The organism is Pseudomonas sp. FSO-7 (assembly GCF_059579345.1).
Map to the genome: position 1 here is coordinate 5,329,620 of NZ_CM184193.1, position 23,079 is coordinate 5,352,698.

General features: G+C 61.2%; 22 protein-coding genes and 2 pseudogenes. 11 read left to right on the top strand and 13 right to left on the bottom strand.

The window, feature by feature from the left end:
* Positions 1 to 93 precede the first annotated feature (93 nt).
* The 6 genes from era to lptF form a co-directional block, all read right to left on the bottom strand.
* Positions 94 to 996 (bottom strand): GTPase Era, encoded by a 903-nt coding sequence (era, locus tag AC515T_RS23230; protein WP_079303829.1) that lies wholly within the window; start codon positions 994 to 996, stop codon positions 94 to 96.
* On the bottom strand, positions 989 to 1,678 hold the full coding sequence (gene rnc / locus AC515T_RS23235) for a ribonuclease III (RefSeq protein WP_060740811.1): 690 nt from the start codon (positions 1,676 to 1,678) through the stop codon (positions 989 to 991). The genes era and rnc overlap by 8 nt, the downstream gene beginning before the upstream one ends.
* Positions 1,679 to 1,862: 184 nt before the next feature.
* Positions 1,863 to 2,717, bottom strand: coding sequence for a signal peptidase I (lepB, locus tag AC515T_RS23240; protein WP_496530181.1), 855 nt, complete (start codon positions 2,715 to 2,717; stop codon positions 1,863 to 1,865).
* A 5-nt stretch (positions 2,718 to 2,722) separates the two neighbouring features.
* Entirely contained in the window at positions 2,723 to 4,522 is a 1,800-nt protein-coding gene (gene lepA / locus AC515T_RS23245; protein ID WP_053124835.1) for a translation elongation factor 4, read from the bottom strand.
* Positions 4,523 to 4,809: 287 nt separating this feature from the next.
* Positions 4,810 to 5,871, bottom strand: a complete 1,062-nt coding sequence (gene lptG / locus AC515T_RS23250) for an LPS export ABC transporter permease LptG (protein ID WP_496530182.1) — start codon at positions 5,869 to 5,871, stop codon at positions 4,810 to 4,812.
* Entirely contained in the window at positions 5,864 to 6,985 is a 1,122-nt protein-coding gene (gene lptF, locus AC515T_RS23255; protein WP_496530183.1) for an LPS export ABC transporter permease LptF, read from the bottom strand. The genes lptG and lptF overlap by 8 nt, the downstream gene beginning before the upstream one ends.
* A gap of 310 nt (positions 6,986 to 7,295) precedes the next feature.
* Here lptF and AC515T_RS23260 point away from each other — a divergent pair, with 310 nt between their 5' ends.
* The 5 genes from AC515T_RS23260 (at position 7,296) to rlmF (ending at position 14,021) form a co-directional block, all read left to right on the top strand.
* Entirely contained in the window at positions 7,296 to 8,786 is a 1,491-nt protein-coding gene (locus AC515T_RS23260; RefSeq protein ID WP_496530184.1) for a leucyl aminopeptidase, read from the top strand.
* 60 nt (positions 8,787 to 8,846) lie between these two features.
* Entirely contained in the window at positions 8,847 to 9,275 is a 429-nt protein-coding gene (locus AC515T_RS23265; RefSeq protein ID WP_003205282.1) for a DNA polymerase III subunit chi, read from the top strand.
* Positions 9,276 to 9,283: 8 nt separating this feature from the next.
* A complete protein-coding gene (locus tag AC515T_RS23270; protein ID WP_496530185.1) occupies positions 9,284 to 9,649 on the top strand; it encodes a DNA polymerase III subunit chi in 366 nt (121 codons plus the stop codon).
* 245 nt (positions 9,650 to 9,894) lie between these two features.
* A complete protein-coding gene (locus tag AC515T_RS23275) occupies positions 9,895 to 12,741 on the top strand; it encodes a valine--tRNA ligase (protein WP_496530186.1) in 2,847 nt (948 codons plus the stop codon).
* A 254-nt stretch (positions 12,742 to 12,995) separates the two neighbouring features.
* Entirely contained in the window at positions 12,996 to 14,021 is a 1,026-nt protein-coding gene (gene rlmF / locus AC515T_RS23280; RefSeq protein ID WP_496530187.1) for a 23S rRNA (adenine(1618)-N(6))-methyltransferase RlmF, read from the top strand.
* 236 nt (positions 14,022 to 14,257) lie between these two features.
* On the opposite strand, the gene AC515T_RS23285 is transcribed toward rlmF, so the two are convergent.
* A complete protein-coding gene (locus AC515T_RS23285; RefSeq protein WP_260962238.1) occupies positions 14,258 to 14,539 on the bottom strand; it encodes an HU family DNA-binding protein in 282 nt (93 codons plus the stop codon).
* A 395-nt stretch (positions 14,540 to 14,934) separates the two neighbouring features.
* On the opposite strand from AC515T_RS23285, the gene yejK reads away from it, so the two are divergent.
* The 4 genes and pseudogenes from yejK to AC515T_RS23305 form a co-directional block, all read left to right on the top strand.
* Positions 14,935 to 15,939 (top strand): nucleoid-associated protein YejK, encoded by a 1,005-nt coding sequence (yejK, locus tag AC515T_RS23290; RefSeq protein ID WP_014340016.1) that lies wholly within the window; start codon positions 14,935 to 14,937, stop codon positions 15,937 to 15,939.
* Positions 15,939 to 16,295, top strand: coding sequence for a glutaredoxin family protein (locus tag AC515T_RS23295; RefSeq protein WP_496530188.1), 357 nt, complete (start codon positions 15,939 to 15,941; stop codon positions 16,293 to 16,295). Before yejK ends, AC515T_RS23295 begins: the two co-directional genes overlap by 1 nt.
* Before the next feature lie 282 nt (positions 16,296 to 16,577).
* Positions 16,578 to 16,853 carry a hypothetical protein gene (locus AC515T_RS23300; RefSeq protein ID WP_496530189.1) on the top strand — a complete coding sequence of 92 codons (276 nt, stop codon included), beginning with the start codon at positions 16,578 to 16,580 and terminating at the stop codon, positions 16,851 to 16,853.
* 177 nt (positions 16,854 to 17,030) lie between these two features.
* Positions 17,031 to 17,160: pseudogene (locus AC515T_RS23305) on the top strand (nucleoid-associated protein YejK); the annotation flags it as partial.
* Between the two features lie 208 nt (positions 17,161 to 17,368).
* Here AC515T_RS23305 and AC515T_RS23310 read toward each other — a convergent pair.
* From AC515T_RS23310 to AC515T_RS23330, 5 genes are all read right to left on the bottom strand, one after another.
* A complete protein-coding gene (locus tag AC515T_RS23310; RefSeq protein ID WP_496530190.1) occupies positions 17,369 to 18,304 on the bottom strand; it encodes a glutathione S-transferase family protein in 936 nt (311 codons plus the stop codon).
* Positions 18,305 to 18,383: 79 nt separating this feature from the next.
* A complete protein-coding gene (locus AC515T_RS23315) occupies positions 18,384 to 18,707 on the bottom strand; it encodes a GIY-YIG nuclease family protein (RefSeq protein WP_496530191.1) in 324 nt (107 codons plus the stop codon).
* Between the two features lie 40 nt (positions 18,708 to 18,747).
* Positions 18,748 to 19,218 (bottom strand): nuclear transport factor 2 family protein, encoded by a 471-nt coding sequence (locus AC515T_RS23320; RefSeq protein ID WP_496530192.1) that lies wholly within the window; start codon positions 19,216 to 19,218, stop codon positions 18,748 to 18,750.
* Between the two features lie 87 nt (positions 19,219 to 19,305).
* Positions 19,306 to 20,634, bottom strand: coding sequence for a CynX/NimT family MFS transporter (locus AC515T_RS23325; protein ID WP_496530193.1), 1,329 nt, complete (start codon positions 20,632 to 20,634; stop codon positions 19,306 to 19,308).
* A complete protein-coding gene (locus AC515T_RS23330; protein WP_496530194.1) occupies positions 20,624 to 21,283 on the bottom strand; it encodes a FadR/GntR family transcriptional regulator in 660 nt (219 codons plus the stop codon). The genes AC515T_RS23325 and AC515T_RS23330 overlap by 11 nt, the downstream gene beginning before the upstream one ends.
* Before the next feature lie 165 nt (positions 21,284 to 21,448).
* On the opposite strand from AC515T_RS23330, the pseudogene AC515T_RS23335 reads away from it, so the two are divergent.
* Together AC515T_RS23335 and AC515T_RS23340 are read left to right on the top strand one after the other, a co-directional pair.
* A pseudogene (locus AC515T_RS23335) lies at positions 21,449 to 21,759 on the top strand (type II toxin-antitoxin system MqsR family toxin).
* Entirely contained in the window at positions 21,756 to 22,244 is a 489-nt protein-coding gene (locus AC515T_RS23340) for a type II toxin-antitoxin system MqsA family antitoxin (RefSeq protein ID WP_496530195.1), read from the top strand. The pseudogene AC515T_RS23335 and the gene AC515T_RS23340 overlap by 4 nt, the downstream one beginning before the upstream one ends.
* Positions 22,245 to 22,311: 67 nt before the next feature.
* On the opposite strand, the gene AC515T_RS23345 is transcribed toward AC515T_RS23340, so the two are convergent.
* Positions 22,312 to 23,076 carry an amino acid ABC transporter ATP-binding protein gene (locus AC515T_RS23345; protein ID WP_003178331.1) on the bottom strand — a complete coding sequence of 255 codons (765 nt, stop codon included), beginning with the start codon at positions 23,074 to 23,076 and terminating at the stop codon, positions 22,312 to 22,314.
* Between the last annotated feature and the right edge of the window lie 3 nt (positions 23,077 to 23,079).

The following is a 23,079-nucleotide window of genomic DNA, read 5'->3' on the forward strand; positions in this document are numbered from 1 at the left end:
AACCCAGGGGCCGCTTCGCAGCCCAGCGGGAGCAAGCTCCCTCGCCACAGAAGCTCGCTCCCACAATGGTTCTCGGTACATCCGGTTATGCGATCAGAGGTCGCCGTAACCCAACGAACGCAACGCCCGTTCGTCATCGGACCAGCCGCCCTTCACCTTGACCCACAGGTTGAGCATGATCTTGGAGTCGAACAGCAGCTCCATGTCCTTGCGCGCCTCGGTGCCGATGCGCTTGATGCGCTCGCCCTTGTCGCCAATGATGATTTTCTTCTGGCCGTCACGTTCGACGAGGATCAACGCATGGATGTGCAGGGTCTTCCCCTGTTGCTTGAACTCTTCGATCTCGACCGTGATCTGGTACGGCAGCTCGGCGCCCATCTGGCGCATGATTTTCTCGCGCACCAGCTCAGCGGCGAGGAAACGGCTGCTGCGGTCGGTGATCTGGTCTTCCGGGAAGAAATGATCGTTTTCCGGCAGGTGTTCGGCAATCACCCGCTCCAGCGCGTCGAGGTTATGGCCGTGCTGGGCAGAGATCGGGATGATCTGGGCATTGGGCAACTGTTCCTGCAACCAGGCCAGGTGCGGCATCAGCTCGGCCTTGTCTTCGATGCGATCGGTCTTGTTCAGCGCCACGATCAACGGACCTGTCACGTACTGGACGCGTTCGAGGACCATCTGGTCTTCTTCGGTCCATTTGGTGCGGTCGACCACGAAGATCACCACGTCGACGTCTTTCAACGCCGCCGAGGCGGTCTTGTTCATGTAGCGGTTCAGGGCTTTTTCGCCGCCCTTGTGCATGCCCGGGGTATCGACGTAGATCGCTTGCACGGCGCCTTCGGTCTTGATACCCAGCATGTTGTGGCGAGTGGTCTGGGGCTTGCGCGAGGTGATCGCCAGTTTCTGGCCCAGGATGTGGTTCAGCAGCGTGGACTTGCCCACGTTCGGCCGACCGACAATGGCGACATAGCCGCAGCGGGTGACGGTTGTATCAGTCATTGCCATTCTCCACGCCCAGGGCAATCAGTGCTGCGGCGGCCGCTACCTGTTCGGCAATACGACGACTCACACCCTGACCCCGGCTTTTTTCATTCAGTAGGACAACTTCGCATTCGACGAAGAAAGTTCGGCAATGCGGCTCACCCTGGATATCCACCACTTCGTAGCGCGGCAATTCGCAACTGCGCGATTGCAGGAATTCCTGCAAACGGGTCTTCGGGTCCTTGTTGGTGTCTACCAGCGTCAGGCTGTCGATCTCGGAAGTCAGCCAGGCCAGCACGCGTTCACGCGCCATGTCCATGCCTGAATCCAGGTAGATCGCGCCAATCAACGCTTCCAGGGCATCGGCCAGGATCGACTCGCGACGGAAACCGCCGCTTTTCAACTCACCGGAGCCCAGGCGCAGGTATTCGCCCAGGTCGAAACCACGGGCCAGTACGGCCAGGGTCTCACCTTTTACCAATCGCGCGCGCAAACGCGACAACTGGCCTTCGCGGGCCAGCGGGAAGCGCTCGAACAGCGCCTCGCCGGCCACGAAGTTGAGGATGGCGTCACCGAGGAATTCCAGGCGCTCGTTGTTGCGCCCGGCAAAACTGCGGTGAGTGAGGGCCAGGAGCATCAGGTCCGGGTCCTTGAAGGTGTAGCCGAGCTGACGCTCGAGACGGCTTAGAGAAACGCTCACGGTTTACCCACGCTGAGTTCGTGGCTGGATTCCACCGCCACGGTGGCAAGGCACCGTTGGCTTGGGACAATTAACGCTGTGTTCAAAAATGACGTCCTGACTATCGTTGGCTTCATGCTTTCGGGCAACCTTGTGCAGGCTCCAGAAAAGCATTCGGCGCTGTGTTCAACAGCGCCGTGTGTGATTACTTGATCAGGCCAACCCGCGAGAAATTCGGCAGGTGACTGAGTTTGGGTTCCGGCCAGCTCATCCAGACCGCAAAGGCCTTGCCGACGATGTTCCGGTCCGGGACCATGCCCAGCAGGTCCTTGGGAATGTTCGGATCATCCCAGTAACGGCTGTCGTTGGAGTTGTCGCGGTTGTCGCCCATCATGAAATAGTGCCCCGCCGGCACGGTCCACGAACGGTCCGGCGTGGCGCGGTAGCGGCTCATTTCCTTGCGGATCAGGTGTTCGGCCTCGCCGAGTTTTTCCCGGTAGAGTTCGGCACTGCCCAGCGTGCCCGGCTCGGAGCCGAGCAACTGTTCGGCCACTGATTGGCCATTGACGAACAGACGCTTGTCGGCGGTGTAGCGGATCGTGTCGCCCGGCAGGCCGACCACGCGCTTGATGTAGTTGACGTTCGGGTCGCTCGGGAAGCGGAACACCATGACATCGCCGCGTTGCGGGTCACCCACTTCGATGACTTTCTTGTCGATCACCGGCAGGCGGATCCCGTAGGAGAACTTGTTCACCAGGATGAAATCGCCCACATCCAGGGTCGGCTTCATCGAGCCGGACGGGATCTGGAACGGTTCCACCAGGAACGAACGCAGCACCAGCACGATGAACAGCACCGGGAAGAACGACTTGCCGTATTCGACCAGCAGCGGTTCCTTGTTGAGCTTTTCGACCACCACACCATCAGGCTGGCTGACGCTGCCCTGATAAGAGGCGATGGCCGCCCGGCGCCGAGGCGCCAGGAACAACAGATCAAGCAACGCCAACAGGCCGCAGACAAACACGGCGATAACCAGCAACAGCGGGAAATTTAGCGACATAGGACCTAACTATCCAACCTGAGCACCGCAAGGAAGGCTTCCTGTGGAATTTCCACGTTACCGACCTGCTTCATGCGTTTTTTACCGGCCTTCTGCTTTTCCAACAGCTTGCGCTTACGGCTGACGTCGCCGCCGTAGCATTTGGCCAATACGTTCTTTCTGAGCGCCTTGACGGTTGTACGCGCCACAATCTGCCCGCCAATGGCGGCCTGGATTGCCACATCGAACATCTGCCGCGGAATCAGTTCCTTCATCTTCTCGGTCAATGCACGACCTTTGTAGTGCGCGTTGTCACGGTGCACGATCAATGCCAGGGCATCGACTTTCTCACCGTTGATCAGTACATCCAGCTTCACCAGATTAGCCGATTGGTAACGATCGAAATGATAGTCCAGCGAAGCATAGCCGCGACTGGTGGATTTGAGGCGGTCGAAGAAGTCCAGCACCACTTCGTTCATCGGCAGGTCGTAGGTCACCTGGACCTGCGTGCCGAGGAACAGCATGTCGTGTTGCACGCCGCGCTTCTCGATGCACAGGGTAATGACGTTACCCAGGTGCTCTTGAGGCACAAGGATGTTGGCCCGCACGATCGGCTCGCGCATGTCTTCGATGGCCGACAGGTCCGGCAGCTTGGACGGGTTGTCGACGTAAATGGTTTCGCCGTTCTTGAGCAGCAGCTCGAAGATTACCGTCGGCGCCGTGGTGATCAGGTCCAGGTCGTACTCGCGCTCCAGGCGCTCCTGGATGATTTCCATGTGCAACATGCCCAGGAACCCGCAGCGGAAGCCGAAGCCCAGGGCGTCGGAGCTTTCCGGGGTGTATTGCAGGGACGAGTCGTTCAGGGTCAGCTTTTGCAGGGCTTCGCGGAAATCCTCGAAGTCGTCGGAACTGACCGGGAACAGGCCGGCATAGACCTGCGGCTGGATACGTTTGAAACCGGGCAGTACATCGACGTCGGGGGTGGAGCTCAAGGTCAGGGTGTCGCCGACCGGCGCCCCGTGGATGTCCTTGATGCCGGCGATGATGAAGCCCACTTCACCGGCCTTCAGGTCGACGGTGGCGGTGTGTTTCGGGTTGAAGACCCCGACGCTGTCCACCAGGTGGATCTTGCCGGTGGACTTGACCAGGATCTTGTCGCCCTTCTTCACACGGCCATGGCGCACGCGAACCAGGGAGACTACGCCCAGGTAGTTGTCGAACCAGGAGTCGATGATCAACGCTTGCAGCGGATCTTCGATGTTGCCGGTTGGCGCGGGAATGGTGGTCACCAGGCGCTCGAGCACTTCGTCCACGCCCAGGCCGGTCTTGGCGCTGCAGGTGACCGCGTCGGTGGCGTCGATGCCGATGATTTTCTCGATTTCTTCCTTCACGCGGTCCGGGTCGGCCTGGGGCAGGTCGATCTTGTTCAGCACCGGCATGACTTCCAGGCCCTGCTCGATGGCCGTGTAGCAGTTGGCAACCGACTGGGCCTCGACGCCCTGGCCGGCATCGACCACCAGCAATGCACCTTCACAGGCCGCCAGCGACCGGCTGACTTCATAGGTGAAGTCGACGTGGCCGGGGGTATCGATGAAGTTCAGCTGATAGGTGACGCCGTCGCGGGCCTTGTAGTAGAGGGTAACGCTGTGGGCCTTGATGGTGATCCCGCGCTCACGCTCGAGGTCCATGGAGTCCAGGACCTGGGCTTCCATTTCACGCTCGGCCAGGCCGCCGCACATCTGGATGAAGCGATCAGCCAGCGTCGACTTGCCATGGTCAATGTGGGCGATGATGGAGAAATTACGGATATGACTCAAATCACTCACGGATCAACACTCAAAAAGGCTGCAGGCATGGCCCGCCGAAAAATAGCCGGGAATTGTACCTGATACACCGTGCAAGCGTCACGTTCGCCTGTCGATACCCACTGTTTGGATTGGGGAGAGGGGTGGACACACCTGTGGCGAGGGAGCTTGCTCCCGCTGGGCTGCGAAGCGGCCCCTCGATTTATCCGCCACTGCGATGTGTCAGGCAGGTTGTAGGGGACTGCTACGCAGTCCAGCGGGAGCAAGCTCCCTCGCCACAGAAGCTCGCTCGCCATAATGAGCTTGGTTCAACCCGCCCGGCGCAGCAGCCAGAGCCCGGCCAACGCACAGACACCGGCCGGCACCAGCACCGCGAACAGCGGCGAGAAACCGAACACCAGGCTCGACGGCCCCAGCAGGTCCTGGGCGATACGGAAGGTGAAGCCCACCAGCACGCCGGTAAACACCCGTTGACCGAGGGTCACCGAACGCAGCGGGCCGAAAATGAAGGAAATCGCCATCAACACCAGGGCGGCAGTGACCAGCGGCTGCAACACCTTGACCCAAAAAGCCAGCCAGTAGCGGCCGTTATTCAGGCCCTGGTCCGCCAGGTAATGGATATAGCCCCACAAACCGGTAATCGATAGCGACTCCGGCGCCATCACCACGGTGCTGAGCAACTGCGGGCTGATCGACACATCCCAACGCTCTTGCGCAGCGGCGACCACTTCGGTGCGCTTGTCATGGAACAGGGTGGTGGTGACATCACTCAGTTGCCAGTGGTCCTCGGCGAAATTCGCGCGCTTGGCGAAGCTCGACGACAGCAAATGCCGCTGCTCGTCGAAACGATAGCGGGTCACGCCATAGAGGATGCCATTGGGCTGGACCGAGTTGATGTGGATGAACTCGTCGCCCTGGCGGTGCCACAGGCCGTGCTTGGCGCTTTGCGCATCACCGCTGCCCTGGGCCAGGGAACGGTTGGCCTGGGCGGTGTTCTCGGTGGCCGGGGCGATGTATTCGCCGATCAACACGCCCACCAGCATCAATACCAGCATCGGCTTCATCACCGCCCAGACGATCCGACCGATGGACACGCCGGCGGCGCGCATGATGGTCAGCTCGCTGTTACTGGCCAGGCTGCCCAGGCCGATCAGGCAGCCGATCAACGCCGCCATCGGCAGCATGTCGTACAGGCGCCGAGGCGCGGTCAGCAGCACATAGCTCATGACGTCCATCAGGGTATAGGTGTCGCTGACGTCGCTCATTTCATCGATGAAGGCGAACAGGGTCGCCAGGCCAAGGATGATCCCCAGCACCGCGAGGATCGCCATGAACACGCTGCTGCCGATGTAGCGGTCGAGTTTAACCACGGGCCACCTCCAGCGCGCTGCGGCGACTGGCCAGTTTCAGGCGCAGTGGCTCCCAATAGAGCAGCCCCAGGCCGATGACCAGGAAGATGCCATGCACCCACCACAAGCCCAGTGTCGGCGGGATCTTGCCCTTCTCCAGGGCGCCGCGGGCGGAAATCAGGATGGTCAGGTAAGCCATATACAGGAGAATCGCCGGCAGCAACTTGAGGAAACGGCCCTGGCGCGGGTTGACCCGCGACAGCGGCACCGCCATGAGGGTCACGATGAACACCAGCAGCGGCAACGACAGGCGCCATTGCAGCTCGGTGCGGGCGCGAATGTCGTCGCTGCCCAGCAGGCTGGCGGTCGGCATCGCGTCGCGGTCGGTGACTTCGTCGCTGACCTCGGGCTTGGGCAACAGCACGCCATAGGTGTCGTACTGGATGGCCCGGTAATCGGCCTGCCCCGGCTTGCCGTCGTAGCGATAGCCGTTTTCCAGGATCAGGTAGCGGTTGCCGTCGGGGTTGATTTCCTGCCGGCCTTTCTCGGCCACCAGCACGGAAATGCCACGGTCCTTCTTGGTGTCCGAAGACAGGTTCTTTTGCGTAATGAAGACGCCGCCCAGGTTGATCCGGTCTTCCGAGAGCTGTTCGGTGTAGGTCACCCGCGTGCCGTCACGCAGGGCCTGGAAACGCCCTGGCACCAGGGTGTCGAATTCGGTCATGGCGTCCTGCTGGTTGATCAGCAGCTGGAATTGGTTGGCGCCCTGGGGCGACAGGCTCAGGCTCAGCCAGGCCACCACCAGCGCCACCAGTGTGGCCGGGAACAGGGTCATGCGAAACAGGCGTTGCTGGCTCATGCCAGTGGCCGACAGCACGGTCATTTCGCTGTCCAGGTACAAGCGCCCATAGGCCAGCAAAATGCCGAGGAACAACCCCAGCGGCAGGATCAATTGCAGGAAGCCCGGCAGGCGGAACCCCATGATCAGGAACAAGGAGCCCGGATCCAGGGCGCCGGAGGCCGCCTGGGCAAGGTATTTGATGAAGCGTCCGCTCATGATGATGACCAGCAGCACGGCGCTCACGGCGCTCAGGGTCAGCAGGACTTCGCGGGATAGATAACGAAAGACGATCAAACCAGACACTCCAGGATTGTCAGGCTAAGGCGGCCAAACAAGAAACGTATCAAGCCAGCTCACGCAGCGAGCCGCCAAAAAAGAGCCGCATTATCCTGTGATTGGAGGCGCCTGTCACTGCGCACGCTTTAAGCAGACGCTTCACAGTCAAAAAGTTAACGACTCCCAGGGTTGTCAGGCTCGGCCGCCGAGGTTCAAACTGCGGCCTTTGTCGCCGGCAAGTACCGGCGTTCTCTTATATAGAAGACAGCGTTCAGCGCGCCACTGTTTCGGCGCCTGGCCTCTTGACCATTCACTCAGGGATCCGGACATGGAACTGGTTGTAAAAAGCGTCAGCCCAGAAACGTTGAAAACCGCCACGCTGGTGGTTGCCGTCGGTGAAAACCGCCAGCTCGGCGTCGTCGCCACCCAACTCGACAGCCTGAGCGGCGGTGCCATCAGCGCTGTGCTCAAGCGCGGCGACCTGGCCGGCAAGGTCGGCCAGAGCCTGTTGCTGCACAGCTTGCCCAACCTCAAGGCCGATCGGGTGCTGCTGGTGGGCGTGGGCAAGGACGCCGAACTGGGCGACCGTCCGTTCCGTAAAATCATCGCCGGCGTGCTGGGCACCCTCAAGGGCCTGGGTGGCGCTGATGCCGTCCTGGCGCTGGACGAGTTGGTGGTCAAGGGTCGCGACAGCTACGGCAAAAACCGCCTGCTGGCTGAAACCCTGGTGGACGGCGAATACCAGTTCGACCAGTTCAAGAGCCAGAAAGCCGAACCCCGCGCCCTGAAGAAAATCACCCTGCTGACCATCAAGGCCGCCCAGGCTGAAGTTCAGCGCGCCGTGACCCACGCCACCGCGATCGCCAACGGCATGGCCTTCACCCGCGACCTGGGCAACCTGCCGCCGAACATCTGCCACCCGACGTTCATGGGTGAACAGGCCAAGGCGTTGGGCAAGGAATTCAAGGGCCTGAAAGTCGAAGTCTTCGACGAAAAGAAAATCAAAGACCTGGGCATGGGCTCGTTCTACTCCGTCGGCCAGGGCAGCGCCCAGCCGCCACGCCTGATCGTCATGCAATACAACGGTGGCAAGAAGACCGAGAAGCCCTACGCCCTGGTCGGCAAGGGCATCACCTTCGACACCGGCGGTATCAGCCTCAAGCCGGGCGCCGGCATGGATGAAATGAAGTACGACATGGGCGGCGCCGCGAGCGTGTTCGGCACCCTGCGCGCCGTGCTCGAACTGCAACTGCCGATCAACCTGGTGTGCATCCTGGCCTGCGCCGAGAACATGCCCAGCGGCACGGCCTCGCGTCCGGGCGACATCGTCACCACCATGAGCGGCCAGACCGTGGAAATCCTCAACACCGACGCCGAAGGCCGCCTGGTGCTGTGTGACGCCCTCACCTACTCCGAGCGCTTCAAGCCGCAAGCGGTGATCGACATCGCGACCCTGACCGGCGCCTGCGTCGTCGCCCTCGGTGCCCACACCTCGGGCCTGCTGGGCAACAACGACGAACTGATCGGCCAACTGCTCAGCGCCGGCCAGCAAGCCGACGACCGCGCCTGGCAGTTGCCACTGTTCGACGAGTACCAGGAACAACTGGACAGCCCGTTCGCCGACATCGCCAACATTGGCGGCCCGAAAGCCGGGACCATCACTGCGGCCTGCTTCCTGTCGCGCTTCACCAAGAACCTGAACTGGGCGCACCTGGACATCGCCGGCACGGCCTGGACCAGCGGCGGCAAGGACAAGGGCGCCACTGGCCGTCCGGTCCCCCTGCTGACCCAGTACCTGCTGGACCGCGCCAAGGCCTGACACCGATGACCGTCGTTGGCGTCGCCCTCGGGTGGCGTCAGCGGCGGCTCAGGAACCGCAATGACCAAAGTCGATTTCTATATCCTGCCCAGCGCCGACCCATCGGCGCGGCTGGATTTCGCCTGCAAGCTCGTTGAAAAGGCCTGGCGCATGGGGCACCGCATCTACCTGCATTGCAGCGATGCCGCCCAACGCGAGGACCTGGACGCACGCCTGTGGGCTTTCAAGGGTGAGAGTTTCGTGCCCCACGGCCCGGCCGAAAGCGAACCCGAGGGGTTGATCGTGCTGGGGCTGGGCGATGACTGCGGTCAGCACCAGGACCTGCTGGTCAACCTCGACCTGAAAGTGCCGGCCTTCGCCCAACGCTTCGCCCGCGTGGCGGAAGTGGTGGTGGAAGACCCGGCCATCCGACAAGCCGCGCGGGAGAGTTTCCGTTTCTACCGCGAACAGGGCTATCCTCTGCAAGACCACCGTTTACAGCGACTCTGAGCCCTACGATGGACACTCCAAAATCGCCACAAAAGCCTGCGCACCTGCTGGATGACCTTGAGTCGATCCGCCAACTGCTCGGCGACGACAACCTGCAACCGCCACTGCTGACCGACACGGTCGTGCACGAGCCGGTGCATGACGAGCAGATTCCCCTGCTGTTCGATCCGATCAGCGGCCAGCCTGAACCCGAGCCTGCCGCCAAGGCCGAAGCCAAGGGCCCCGACGCCCTGCTGCACCTGGACCGCGAATTGCGCGCTGCGGCGCAGTTGATCCTGCAAGACGTCATCGATGACTTCGCCCCGCACATCGAAACCGAGATCAAGCGCCGGCTGGATGCGCGGATGGAGCGGTTGTTGAGTCAGTACGAGTAACACTGCGACCCGGTTGCTTAGGCTTTTTGTGGCGAGGGAGCTTGCTCCCGCTCGGCTGCGAAGCAGTCGCAATAGCGCCGCCTGGTTTTGGGGCCGCTTCGCGGCCCAGCGGGAGCAAGCTCCCTCGCCACAATGTTTCTCAGCTTGAATGAAGCGATCACGACCACCCCGACTCGCCCTGCGCCCCACGCCCCGCTATACTTCCCGGCTTTTCCTGAATAAATGCCAATAGGGTCCCGCCGCGCATGGATAAGACCTACCAGCCGCACGCCATTGAAACTTCCTGGTACAACACCTGGGAGTCCGAGAATTATTTCGCTCCGCAAGGCGCGGGCGATTCCTACACCATCATGATCCCGCCGCCGAACGTCACCGGCAGCCTGCACATGGGCCACGGCTTCAACAACGCGATCATGGACGCCCTGATCCGTTTCCGTCGCATGCAAGGTCGCAATACCTTGTGGCAGCCGGGCACCGACCACGCCGGTATCGCCACGCAGATGCTGGTGGAGCGCCGCCTCGAAGCCCAAGGCCAGAATCGCCACGACCTGGGTCGAGAGAAATTCCTCGAGAAAGTCTGGGAATGGAAAGACGAGTCCGGTGGCAACATCAGCCGCCAGATCCGTCGCCTCGGCTCGTCCGTGGACTGGAGCCGCGAACGCTTCACCATGGATGACGGTCTTTCGGAAGCGGTGAAGGAAGCCTTCGTGCGCCTGCATGAAGACGGGCTGATCTATCGCGGCAAGCGCCTGGTCAACTGGGACACCAAGTTGCACACGGCCATTTCCGACCTCGAAGTGGAGAACCACGACGAGAAAGGCTTCCTGTGGAACCTGAAATACCCGCTGGCCGACGGCGCCAAGACCGCCGAAGGCAAGGATTACCTGATCGTCGCCACCACGCGCCCGGAAACCATGCTGGGTGACTCCGCCGTTGCGGTGAACCCGAACGATGAGCGCTACCAGGCGCTGATCGGCAAGTTCGTCGAGCTGCCCCTGGTTGGCCGGCGCATCCCGATCATCGGCGACGATTACTGTGACCCTGAATTCGGCACCGGCTGCGTGAAAATCACCCCGGCCCACGATTTCAACGACTACGAAGTCGGCAAGCGCCACAACCTGCCGCTGCTGAACATCTTCGACAAGAACGCCAATGTCTTGCCGGCCGCCCAGGCGTTCAATCTCGATGGCACGCTGAACGAAAGCGTCGACGGCCAGATCCCGGCCGAATACGCCGGCCTGGACCGCTTCGAAGCGCGCAAGCAGATCGTCGCGGCGTTCGAAGCCGTCGGCCTGCTGGTCAGCGTCGACGATCACGCCCTGAAAGTCCCGAAAGGCGACCGCTCCGGCACCATCATCGAGCCGTGGCTGACCGACCAGTGGTACGTGTCCACCAAGCCGCTGGCCGAGCCGGCGATTACCGCCGTGGAAGACGGCCGCATCCAGTTCGTGCCCAAGCAATACGAAAACATGTACTTCTCGTGGATGCGCGACATCCAGGACTGGTGCATCAGCCGTCAGCTGTGGTGGGGCCATCGCATCCCGGCCTGGTACGACGAGTCGGGCAAGGTCTATGTCGGCCGCGATGAAGCCGAAGTCCGCGCCAAGCACAACCTCGGTCCGGATGTGGCCCTGGCCCAGGACAACGACGTCCTCGACACCTGGTTCAGTTCGGGCCTGTGGACCTTCTCGACCCTGGGCTGGCCACAGCAGACCGAGTTCCTGAAGAAATTCCACTCCACCGACGTGCTGGTCACCGGCTTCGACATCATTTTCTTCTGGGTCGCCCGGATGATCATGCTGACCATGCACCTGGTGAAGAACGAGGACGGCACCCCGCAAGTGCCGTTCAAGACCGTCTACGTCCACGGCCTGGTGCGCGACGGTCAGGGCCAGAAAATGTCCAAGTCCAAGGGTAACGTCCTGGACCCGCTGGACATCATCGATGGCATCGACCTGGAAACCCTGGTGCAGAAGCGCACCTCCGGCCTGATGCAACCGAAACTGGCAAAGAAGATCGAGAAAGCCACCCGCGAAGAATTCGCCGAGGGCATCGCCAGCTACGGCACCGATGCCCTGCGTTTCACCTTCTGCTCGCTGGCGTCCACCGGTCGCGACATCAAGTTCGACATGGGCCGCGTCGAAGGCTATCGCAACTTCTGCAACAAGATCTGGAACGCCGCGCGCTATGTGCTGGATAAGGGCGAAGACTGCGGCCAGAACGGCGAAGCCTATGAGCTGACCCTGGCCGATCGCTGGATCATTTCCCAGTTGCAACGCACCGAAGCCGAAGTGACCCGCCAACTGGACCAGTTCCGTTTCGACCTGGCCGCGCAAGCCTTGTACGAGTTCATCTGGAACCAGTACTGCGACTGGTACCTGGAACTGTCCAAGCCGGTGCTGTGGGACGAAAACGCACCGGTCGAACGCCAGCGCGGCACCCGTCGCACCTTGGTTCGCGTGCTGGAAGTGGCCCTGCGCCTGGCACATCCGTTCATGCCGTTCATCACCGAGGAAATCTGGCAGCGCATCGCACCGCTGGCGGGCATCCAAGGCAAGACGATCATGCTGCAACCGTGGCCGGTGGCCAACGAGACCCGCATCGATCCGGCGGCCGAGGACGACATCGAATGGCTCAAGACCTTCATGCTGGGCCTGCGTAACATCCGCGCCGAAATGAACATCGGCCCGGGCAAGCCGTTAACCCTGTTCCTGAAGAATGCCAGCGCCGAAGACCTGCGTCGCCTCAACGAAAACGAAGCGCTGCTCAAGAAGCTGGCGAAGCTCGAATCGGTGACAGTGCTGGCCGCCGGCGAAGAAGCGCCCCTGTCGGCCACCGCCCTGGTCGGCGAGATGGAAGTGCTGGTGCCAATGGCCGGCCTGATCGACAAGGCCGCGGAACTGGCGCGCCTGGACAAGGAAATCCTGCGCCTCAAAGGCGAAGTGCAGCGGGTCGGCGGTAAGCTGTCCAACGCCGGCTTCGTCGACAAGGCCCCGGCCGAGGTCATCGAGAAGGAACGGGCCAAACTGGCCGAGGCTGAACAGGCCTTGGGCAAGCTGGCCGAGCAACATGCGCGGATCTCCAGCCTGTAACGGCGGTTCGCAATGGAAAGGGAGGTCCTGATGGACCTCCTTTTTTATGCCTGACACTTTTTTCCAAACAATGAAGATCCCTTGTGGGAGCGGGCTTGCTCGCGAAAGCGGTGTTTCAGATAGCTTATTCGTTAACTGACACACCGCTTTCGCGAGCAAGCCCGCTCCCACATTCAAACCGCGCAGTCATCAAGACCGGGCAGGATGTGGGACAATGCCCGCCACTTTTGAACCTTCCCCGAATCGACCCGCCCATGACTGCCCCTCGCTCTCCAAAACCTGCCCGCCAGAAGCCCAAGCCCGCCACCGAGGCCAAACCCTTGGCGCCGCGGGAGAAGGCCAGCCTGCACCCGCGTAACCGTCACCAGGGCCGCTACGACTTCCCAGCGCTGATCAAGTCCACGCCTGAGTTGGCCAAGTTCGTGATCATCAACCCCTACGGCAAGGAAAGCATCGATTTCGCCAGCCCCGAAGCCGTGCGGGTGTTCAATCGGGCGCTGCTCAAATCCTTTTACGGCATCGCCCACTGGGATATTCCGGCCGATTACCTGTGCCCGCCGGTGCCAGGTCGTGCGGACTATGTGCACTTCCTCGCCGATTTGCTTGCCAGCCACAACGACGGTGAAATCCCCCGCGGTGCGGCCGTCAAGGTGCTGGACATCGGCACCGGCGCCAACTGCGTCTATCCGTTGATCGGCTACAGCGACTACCGCTGGCACTTCCTCGGCTCGGAGATCGACCCGACCGCCATTGCCTCGGCCAAGGCCATCGTCCAATCCAATGGCTTGAACAAGGCCATCCAGTTGCGCCAGCAAGCCAACCGCAAGCAGATCCTCCTGGGCCTGCTGGAAGATGGCGAACGGTTCGACCTGACGATGTGCAATCCGCCGTTCCACGCCTCCCTGGAGGAAGCCACCAAGGGCAGCCAGCGCAAGTGGCGGGCGCTGGGCAAGGCCGACCCGAAGCGCAAGCTGCCGGTGCTGAATTTTGGCGGTCAGGCTGCGGAGTTGTGGTGCGAGGGCGGGGAAGCCCGGTTCGTGACGCAACTGATCGACGAGAGCGCACAGGTGGCCGGGCAAGTGTTGTGGTTCAGCACCCTGGTGTCGAAAGCGTCGAACCTGCCGGCGATTCAAGCCGCATTGAAAAAGGCCGGGGCGCTACACAGCCAGGTGGTGGAGATGTCCCAGGGCCAGAAGCAGAGTCGCTTCGTGGCCTGGACCTTCCAGACCGAGACCCAGCAACAGGCGTGGCGTCAGTCGCGTTGGGTTCGCAAGGGCTGAGTCAATCCAGCACTGCCAATCGTCAGGCAGACAAGGAATCTGTGGCGAGGGGATTTATCCCCGTTGGATTGCGTAGCAATCCCCTGCCCCTGCCTGACACATCACGGTTACTGATGAGTCGTGGGGCCGCTTCGCAGCCCAGCAGGGACAAATCCCCTCGCCACAGGGCACTTTTTCCAGGGCAATAAAAAACCGTGCCCGGATCGTTCCGAGGCACGGTTTTTTTTACAGCGGTCTTACTTGTTGATCGCGTCGGTCAGGCCTTTGGCCACAACCAGCTTGACCACTTTCTTGGCAGCGATTTCGATGGCAGCGCCAGTCGAAGGGTTGCGGCCGGTACGGGCAGGACGCTCGGTGACTTTCAGCTTGCCGATGCCTGGCAAGGTGATTTCGCCGCCATTTTCCAGCTGATCGGCAACGATCTGGCCCAGTTGGTCCAGGGCGTTACGCGCGGTGGTTTTCGGCGCGTCGATTGCTTCAGCGATGTCAGCGATCAGTTGGTCTTTAGTAAGAGCCATGTAGTGTTCCTTCCCTATCAAATTCATATGGATTGCAGAGTGCAGTGTCAGCCATCGAGCCCGATCTCTGTGGATCAGGCACCCTCGGCAATCACCACGACGGATCGGGGTAATAGATGCCGAAAACCGGGTTTGGTTCGACCTGACAGATGCTGAATGCACGCTTAACGCAGTGACTTCGCGTAAGACCGGGCAAAACTAGCACAACGCCTCTGAAATATCCGCCTCTAGCTACCCATTTGGTCAGCTTTCTTGCGCTAAAACGTTAAAAAAATGCATATAGGCGGTCGGACGGGCCTGAAAGAGCCTTGGCCGGGTTCCAAAACCAGTGATTGCGGTACACTGGGCCTTTTTCGGGGAGCACGCCCTCCTCTCTTTCATCAGCCGAGAAATCCATGCCGATCCGTCATTGCATCGTCCACCTGATCGACAAAAAACCCGACGGCACCCCTGCTGTGCTCCATGCCCGCGACTCCGAACTGGCAGAGTCCACGGCCATCGAGAACATGCTCGCCGACCTCAACGAAAGCTATAACGCCAAGCAAGGCAAGGCCTGGGGCTTTTTCCATGCCGAATCCGGGGCGCATCCGTTCAGCGGCTGGCTGAAGGAGTACCTGGACGGCGGCAAGGATTTCACCGCGTTCAGCCGCGTGGCGGTGGAACACCTGCAGAAGCTGATGGAAGAATCCAACCTGTCGGTGGGCGGCCACGTGTTGTTCGCGCATTACCAGCAGGGCATGACCGACTACCTGGCCATCGCCCTGCTGCACCACAGCGAAGGCGTGGCGGTGACCGATGAACTGGACGTGACCCCGTCCCGTCACCTGGACCTGGGCCAACTGCACCTGGCGGCGCGGATCAACGTGTCGGAATGGCAGAACAACAAGCAATCCAAACAGTACATATCGTTCATCAAGGGCAAGAACGGCAAGAAGGTCTCGGAGTACTTCCGAGACTTCATCGGCTGCCAGGAGGGCGTCGACGGCCCCGGCGAGACCCGCACCTTGCTCAAGGCCTTCAGTGACTTCGTCGAAAGCGAAGACCTGCCGGAAGACGATGCCCGGGAAAAGACCAAGACCCTGGTGGACTACGCCAGCAGCCAGGCCAAGCTCGGCGAGCCCATGGGCCTGGAAGAACTGTCCGAGCTGATCGACGAAGATCGCCCGAAAGCTTTCTACGACCACATCCGCAACAAGGACTACGGGCTGTCGCCGGAAATCCCGGCGGATAAACGTACCCTCAACCAGTTCCGCCGCTTCACCGGCCGCGCCGAAGGCTTGTCCATCAGCTTCGAAGCGCACTTGCTGGGCTCCAAGATCGAGTACGACGAGGAAGCCGGTACGTTGATCATCAAGGGTCTGCCCACGTCGCTGACCGACCAGCTCAAGCGCCGCAACTGATGCTCGGCGGGGTACTGAAGAAGTGCCTGCTGGTCCTGTTGGTGGTGGTGGCTTACCAGAACTGGGGCAAGATCGAGCGGGTGATCAACCCGTCGCAGATGGTTTCCGAGCAGATTCGCAGCAACGCCCGCGTGGTGCTGTACGCCACCGATTGGTGCGGCTACTGCAAGGCCACCCGACGGTTCCTGGATGAAAAAGGCGTGCCGTTTCGCGAGTTCGATATCGAGAAGGACACCGAGGCGCGCAAGGCCTACGAGGCGTTGGGCGGCCGGGGGATTCCGATCCTGGAGGTGAATGGCACGTTGATTCGTGGGTATGAACCGGAGAACATTCTCAAGGCGTTGTCCGCTTTATAGTTCCGATGGCCTCATCGCGAGCAAGCTCGCTCCCCAAGGATTGGGGCGGCCACAAATCCGATGTTCGTCGCAGATCCGATGTGGGAGCTAGCTTGCTCGCGATGGCGGTGGTCCAGTCAGAGCGCAAGCCCTGGGTAGAGGGTAAGCGTCCATTGATCGGGACTGTCAACTCCTACAGTATCAATGCCTGAAATAGCGTTTATTTTTTATATGCCCCCTCAGCCGAAGCCATCGCTGGGCCGAACCTCCTGCGAGAACGCCTGAACAGACGGAGCATATAAAATGAGCTCGATACAGCGCTACCCAGCCCGAAACCGCGTTATAAAAATCACCCATCGCGCCCTGGTGTTGTCTTTCATTGCGATCTACGCCGGTTCCGCCTCCGCCGCGCAATACACCTGCCAACTCTTCCTGCCACCGAACCAAACCGTGATACAGACCACCACCGTTTTCAACGGGAGCAGCACGAGCGATGCCATCAGGCGCGCCACAACGATCTTCGACCTGCAAGGCCTTATTCCTCCCAATGCGGCACACCTGGTTCTCTGCGAGCTGTAATGTCGGGTGATCGCTTTTGGAATAAACGCCCGGAATTGCCTGCTCCGGGCGACAGATCAACTTTAATCGAGTGTCTGACCTTCTTATCGAGTTGATCATTGAAAACCCGGCCGTGGAAAGTGCACATGCACCTTCCCGCCACGTTCGTCCTCACGACGCAAGATCGGCTCTTCGCATGCGAAGGTTTTGTCCATCAGCTTCGAAACGCACTTGCTGGACTCCAGGATCGAGTACGACGAGGAAGCCGGTACGTTGATCAAAGGGTCTGCCCACGTCGCTGACCGACCAGCTCAAGCGCCGCAACTGATGCTCGGCGGGACTGAAGATGTAGATTCGAGGGCCTCATCGCGAGCAAGCTCGCTCCCACAGTGATTGGCGGCAAACGCAGATCCGCTGAACGACATACCCTCCTGTGGGAGCGAGCTTGCTCGCGATAGCGGACTCACATTCAACATCAATATTGACTGCCCTGGCGCCATCGCGAGCAGGCTCGCGCCCACAGGATCATTCGCTGTTCACCGGGCCTCGATCCGGAACCCGAACCGCGGAAAGTGCACATGCACCACCCCGCCACGTTCGTCTTCGCGACGTAGAATCAACTCTTCGCTACCCGCAAACAACAACTCCCCAGCCACCGGATCGACGCCATAGTCCGTCGCGGCGATGGTCACCTGCTGCCCTGCCGTGAACCCGTTCGGCTCATCGAACGACTCTTCCGGCAGCGCGGCCGGTGTCGCGTTGCGGGCAACGTCCAGGGCTTCTTCGGCACTCATCTGACTCGACGCGCCATGGCCGAAACCCAGCACTCGCGTGAACCATGCCGAAACAGCCGGATACGCGTCCACCAGCGGCGAAGTCACCGGGGTGCCCTTGAGGAACCACAGCGGATGGGCCATGGCGAAGTCGGCAATCGACGGATCACCCAACAGGAAATCGCCCTCCTCGCGCTGCAACTGTTGCTCCAGGCGGGCCATGATGGTCGGCCACTGGTGCTTGGCCTGATCGGCGGGCAAGCGCGTGGTCGTGCCGCCACTGAACAGCCCGGCGCGATCGCTGATGAACGCCTTGATGGCTTCAGGCGATAGCTTGGCGAAACGCACCGCCACCGACTCAGGCTGGAACACCAGGCTCACCGCATGCTGGAACACCACCGAATCGGCCCAGGCGGCAAAGGACGCAGCCAGCATCTCCCGGCCTTCGGGGAACAGGGCCGGCGAGGCTTTTTCCTGCTCCAACCGACGGGCGATCAGCGACGTATCGCAATAGATGTCCGCGCCAATCTGCAATACCGGCGTCTTGCGATAGCCACCCGTCAGCGCCGTCAGGTCAGGCTTGGGCATCATCGGCGGGATGCTCACCGAACGCCAGGACAGGCCCTTGAAGCCCAGCAACAGCCGGGCCTTTTCGGCGAAAGGAGACGTCGGGTAATGATGAAGAATCAGCTCTGACATGAGATTCGCCACTGCAGGAATGAAGGCTTGCAGCTTAGCGCGCCTGACCGGACCAGCCTACCGGCCTGATAAAGGCCTATCAGCCAGGCTGATGAAGCGACAGCGCACTGGCCACCAGGCATTCCTTGGCGCTTTTCTTGAGCTTTTTGATCAGCCGCTCCTGGCGCAGGGCCTCGCCCTTGTCGCGACAGGCCTCGGTATACACCAGCGCCACTGCCGGGCTGGACAGGAAGAAGCGCGCGCCCTTGCCGCTTTGATGCTTGGCGAAACGCCGCACCGGGTCATCACTGATGCCACAGTACAGCGAGCCATTGGCGGCCCGCACCAGGTAGACGTACCAGGGTTTGTCCGCTTCGGCGGGGCCTTGTGCAGGCAGATCGGGAGAGGAGTCGGCGGTCGTCACGGGATGTTCAACAGGTGGGCAAAGACAAGCGGCGATCTTATCAGCGACTGGCCTGGAACGCCCGCAGCCCCTTGAGCGCCTGGGCCCTGACGGCGTTGCGCACCAACGGCGTCCACCCCAGCAGCAGGCCCTTGGTGCCCAGCGCCTGGCGGGACCAGCGCCACAGATCAAAGCTGTCATGGTGTTCGCAGATCTTGCCATCGCGAAACACGAAACGCGCCTGGATGTCGTTGATCACGATGTTGCCGGTCTGGCTGAACAGGTACGTCGCCACCCAATGAGCACCGCCGGTACGCTCGTCGCTGCGCACGTTATCGAAGGTCAGGGAAAAGTCCTTGGCCCGGGTCGTCAACATGCGCCACATGTCGCCGGCATCGCGCCCGCGCAGCTCGCCAAACGCCGGGTCGCTGAACAGCACGTCGTCGGTGTAGCAGGCGCTCATGGCGTCGGCGTCCAGGCGCTGGAAGGCCTGATAAAAACGGGTGATCAAGGCGTTGTGGGCATCACTCATGGACCGGCTCCGAAAAACGTTTCAGTAGGCCTGCACGATAATCTGCCGCCGCAGGGAAGACTATCGTCATTCGCCATGAAAATGATATCAACGAAGACCGGTGACTCTTTCGCTCACAACCCCGACGTACAACGCCCGGCCTGCGCCAATGCCCGCGATGATCGCCCCCAGGCCAACCAGGCCGAAGATCCAGCCCAAGGCATTCCAGCCGCCGGTCAAGTCGTGGACCACGCCCACCGCGAAGGGCCCCAGCGACGCCAGCGTATAACCAAAGCCCTGGGCCATGCTGGACAGGTTGGCAGCCACATGGGCGTCCCGCGAACGCAGCACGATCAGCGTGAGCGCCAGGCTGAACGTCGCGCCCTGCCCCAAGCCCAGCAATATCGCCCAACCCCACAAGCCATCGATGGGCGCGTAGAGGCAACCGAACAGCCCGCCCAGGGTCATGACCATGACGATCACGATGGCCAGGCGCTGGTCCTTGCCACGCGTTGCCAGCCAAGGCGCGGCGAGGGAGCTGATCAACTGCACGATGACCGAGCCGGACAGCACGAGCCCGGCCTGGGTCGGGGTCAGGCCACGTCCAATCAGGATCGAGGGCAGCCAGCCAAAGACGATGTAGGCCAGGGACGATTGCAGCCCCATGTACAAGGTCACTTGCCAGGCCAGGGGGTCACGCAGCAAGCCGCGGACCCGGTACGCCACCTGATGGGCACCGTGTTTCTCGCCCACTTGCGGCAACCAGAACACCGCGGCCAGCAGCGCCGGAACCGCCCAGAACCCCAGACCCAAGGCCCAGTCGTGGCCAAGGTGCTCGCTCAACGGCACCGTCGCCCCGGCCGCCATCGCTGCGCCCAGGCACAGCGCCATGGTGTAGACACCGGTCATGGCGCCGGCCTGTTTGGCGAAGTCGCGCTTGACGATGCCCGGCAGCAGCACGCCGATCACGCCGATGCTCGCACCGGCCAGGATACTGCCGGCGAACAGCCCGACCTGACCGAACGCACTGCGCAGGACAATCCCGCCCGCCAGTGTCAGCAAGATCCCCAGCACCACGCGCTCGGCCCCGAAGCGCCGCGCCAGCACCGGCGCCAGCGGCGCGAAGAGGCCCAGGCAAAGCACAGGCAACGTGGTCAGCAAACCGGCCTGGGCAGCCGACAGGCCAAGGTTTCTTGATACTTCGCTGAGCAGCGGCGCCATGCTCGACAACGCCGGACGCAGGTTCAGCGCCACCAGGATCAGCCCGAGCAGCAACAACCAAGGTCGCCGCACCAGAGGATGGCGTTGCTGGGCCTGCTCATCGTCGGCCTCGGCGTCGATCAACAGTTCTTCGAGTTCGGCGGCGCGTTTGGACGCCGTCGAGGTGGCAGGGTCAAGCAGATCGCGGGACATGGAAAGCTCGGGTTCAGGGTTCATTGATCAACTGCCGGCAGAGGGACTTGGCTCGCTCCGGGTCTTGGCGTTCGACGGCTTCGAGAATTTCGACGTGCAGGTCGAACACATGTTGATGGCGGGGAATGATGTTGAGGCTCTGGCGCAACTGTGCGCCGATGACGCTGGAGAAGTAGCGATAGAGCTCGCTCAGCGCAGGGTTGTGCGCAGCGTCCACCAGCAGGCGGTGGAACACCAGGTCGCAGGCGATGTAGTGCTCCAGGTCGCCGTGATAATGCTCGCCACTGGCTTGCAGCGCCCGGCGTAACGCAAGCAAATCCTCATCGGTGCGCCGCAGCGCCGCCAGGCCAATGGCCTCGACTTCGAGGATGTGCCGGGTTTCCCGGGCCTGTTCCAGCGAACAGCGCGACAGCGCCTTGAGGGTATCCAGTGGGTCGACCACTGCCCGCACGTAGCTGCCATCGCCCTGACGGATCTCGATCAACCCGGAAAACGCCAGCACGCGCATGGCTTCGCGCACGGTGTTGCGGCTGATCCCCAGCTCCGCCACCAGCTCCGGCTCGGTGGGCAAGCGCTGGCCGACGGCCCACACACCATCGCTGATGCGCTGGCGCAGTTGATCCAAGGCTTGGTCGACCAAGGAGCGTTTTATTAATGGAGAAATATCTGACATCGGACTCGCCTTTCATCCAATCATAGGATGAATTTTCTGACATGTTAGTCAGCTTCATCCCAGAGAACAAGCGCCTAGGGTTTAAGGGCAGGAGAAGAGCGAGATTTTCGATTGATCAAAATTACCCTTTGAGGGTAATTTTAGAGACAAGGCAAATGACTTCTTATGGAAAAGAGCACACCCCATTACGACCTGGCCGTGATCAAGACCGAGGTTCACAGGTTGGGAAGCAAGGCATTCACGATGAGCGCACGGGAAGGCGGACGAAGAATGACGTTAAATCTTGCCCAGATGCTGCGGATCGTTCACTTGCTGGAACACAGGAGCTGCACAAATCGATGACCACCTATGCCGATCACCGCATCTGGCAAGACGTCTATCACACAACACTTCAGGACCGGGAGATCTACAACAAAGTGACTTACCGCCCAGGCGGTGGGCATCCGGTGGTCTCCTTCAAGGAGAAAAACCAATGAAAGCACAGCAATGTGTCAGCTGCGGCACGGACGACGCGATGCATCACTTCAAGAATCGCAGCTTCTCAGTCGACTACAAGCGGGTAGCCCGACCGGTGCACGACATCGCCGGATGGGAGTGCCAGGTCTGTGGTGAAATAGAATTCGATCACGATACCGACAGCGCCGAGCGCTATTCCAAGGCAAGCGACCAGTTGCTGGAAGACTGCCTTCAAGCCATGGGCGCAGAGATCAAGCGCATCCGCCGCAAACTGCACCTCACCCAGAAAGAAGCCGTGAAGTTACTGTCCGGTGGTGGGCACAATGCCTTTTCCCGCTATGAGCGAGGCGAGATCCCCCCACCTCAACCGCTGTTCATGCTGATGCGTCTGCTGGATCGTCATCCGCACCTGATGGCCGAGATCCAGGTCCTGGACGAAGGCACCGACCTGCGGCAGTTGCTGCTTGACCGCCACCCCGAGCGCGAAACCGTGCTCAGCTCCTGAGGCGAAGAAAACGCAGGCAAAAATAAACCCGGACAAGTCCGGGTTCATTTCACTGCCTAAAGTCGGATCAATGCAGGATCTGGCTCAGGAACAGCTTGGTGCGGTCGTTCTGCGGGTTGTCGAAGAAGTCGTTCGGCGCGGCCTGTTCGACGATTTCACCCTTGTCCATGAAGATCACGCGGTTGGCCACCGTGCGTGCGAAGCCCATTTCGTGGGTCACGCAGAGCATGGTCATGCCGTCTTCGGCCAGGCCGATCATGGTGTCCAGCACCTCTTTCACCATTTCCGGGTCGAGGGCCGAGGTCGGCTCGTCGAACAGCATGATTTTCGGCTTCATGCACAAAGCACGGGCGATGGCCACACGCTGTTGCTGACCGCCGGAGAGCTGGCCCGGGTACTTGTGCGCCTGCTCTGGAATGCGTACGCGCTCCAGGTAATGCATGGCGATTTCCTCGGCCTTGCGCTTGGGCATCTTGCGTACCCACATCGGCGCCAGGGTGCAGTTCTGCAGGATGGTCAGGTGCGGGAACAGGTTGAAATGCTGGAACACCATGCCGACTTCACGGCGGATCGCTTCGATCTGCTTGAGGTCGTTGGTCAGTTCCACGCCGTCGACCACGATGCGACCCTGCTGATGCTCTTCCAGGCGGTTGAGGCAGCGGATGGTGGTGGACTTGCCGGAGCCCGAAGGGCCGCACAGCACGATACGCTCGCCCTGCTTGACGTTCAGGTTGATGTCTTTCAACACGTGGAACTGGCCGTACCACTTGTTGACGCCCTGCATCTGAATAATGCCTTCAGGGCTCACAGGCTGTTTGATCGCTTCACTCATAAA

Coding starts and splice junctions, on each gene's coding strand:
- AC515T_RS23275 (WP_496530186.1), top strand. CDS start 9,895: ATGGATAAGACCTACCAGCCGCACGCCATTGAAACTTCCTGGTACAAC.
- yejK (WP_014340016.1), top strand. CDS start 14,935: ATGCCGATCCGTCATTGCATCGTCCACCTGATCGACAAAAAACCCGAC.
- AC515T_RS23340 (WP_496530195.1), top strand. CDS start 21,756: ATGAAAGCACAGCAATGTGTCAGCTGCGGCACGGACGACGCGATGCAT.
- era (WP_079303829.1), bottom strand. CDS start 996: ATGACTGATACAACCGTCACCCGCTGCGGCTATGTCGCCATTGTCGGT.
- AC515T_RS23270 (WP_496530185.1), top strand. CDS start 9,284: ATGGACACTCCAAAATCGCCACAAAAGCCTGCGCACCTGCTGGATGAC.
- AC515T_RS23325 (WP_496530193.1), bottom strand. CDS start 20,634: ATGAACCCTGAACCCGAGCTTTCCATGTCCCGCGATCTGCTTGACCCT.
- AC515T_RS23285 (WP_260962238.1), bottom strand. CDS start 14,539: ATGGCTCTTACTAAAGACCAACTGATCGCTGACATCGCTGAAGCAATC.
- AC515T_RS23310 (WP_496530190.1), bottom strand. CDS start 18,304: ATGTCAGAGCTGATTCTTCATCATTACCCGACGTCTCCTTTCGCCGAA.
- AC515T_RS23260 (WP_496530184.1), top strand. CDS start 7,296: ATGGAACTGGTTGTAAAAAGCGTCAGCCCAGAAACGTTGAAAACCGCC.
- AC515T_RS23295 (WP_496530188.1), top strand. CDS start 15,939: ATGCTCGGCGGGGTACTGAAGAAGTGCCTGCTGGTCCTGTTGGTGGTG.
- AC515T_RS23265 (WP_003205282.1), top strand. CDS start 8,847: ATGACCAAAGTCGATTTCTATATCCTGCCCAGCGCCGACCCATCGGCG.
- lepB (WP_496530181.1), bottom strand. CDS start 2,717: ATGTCGCTAAATTTCCCGCTGTTGCTGGTTATCGCCGTGTTTGTCTGC.
- AC515T_RS23320 (WP_496530192.1), bottom strand. CDS start 19,218: ATGAGTGATGCCCACAACGCCTTGATCACCCGTTTTTATCAGGCCTTC.
- AC515T_RS23345 (WP_003178331.1), bottom strand. CDS start 23,076: ATGAGTGAAGCGATCAAACAGCCTGTGAGCCCTGAAGGCATTATTCAG.
- AC515T_RS23330 (WP_496530194.1), bottom strand. CDS start 21,283: ATGTCAGATATTTCTCCATTAATAAAACGCTCCTTGGTCGACCAAGCC.
- AC515T_RS23300 (WP_496530189.1), top strand. CDS start 16,578: ATGAGCTCGATACAGCGCTACCCAGCCCGAAACCGCGTTATAAAAATC.
- rlmF (WP_496530187.1), top strand. CDS start 12,996: ATGACTGCCCCTCGCTCTCCAAAACCTGCCCGCCAGAAGCCCAAGCCC.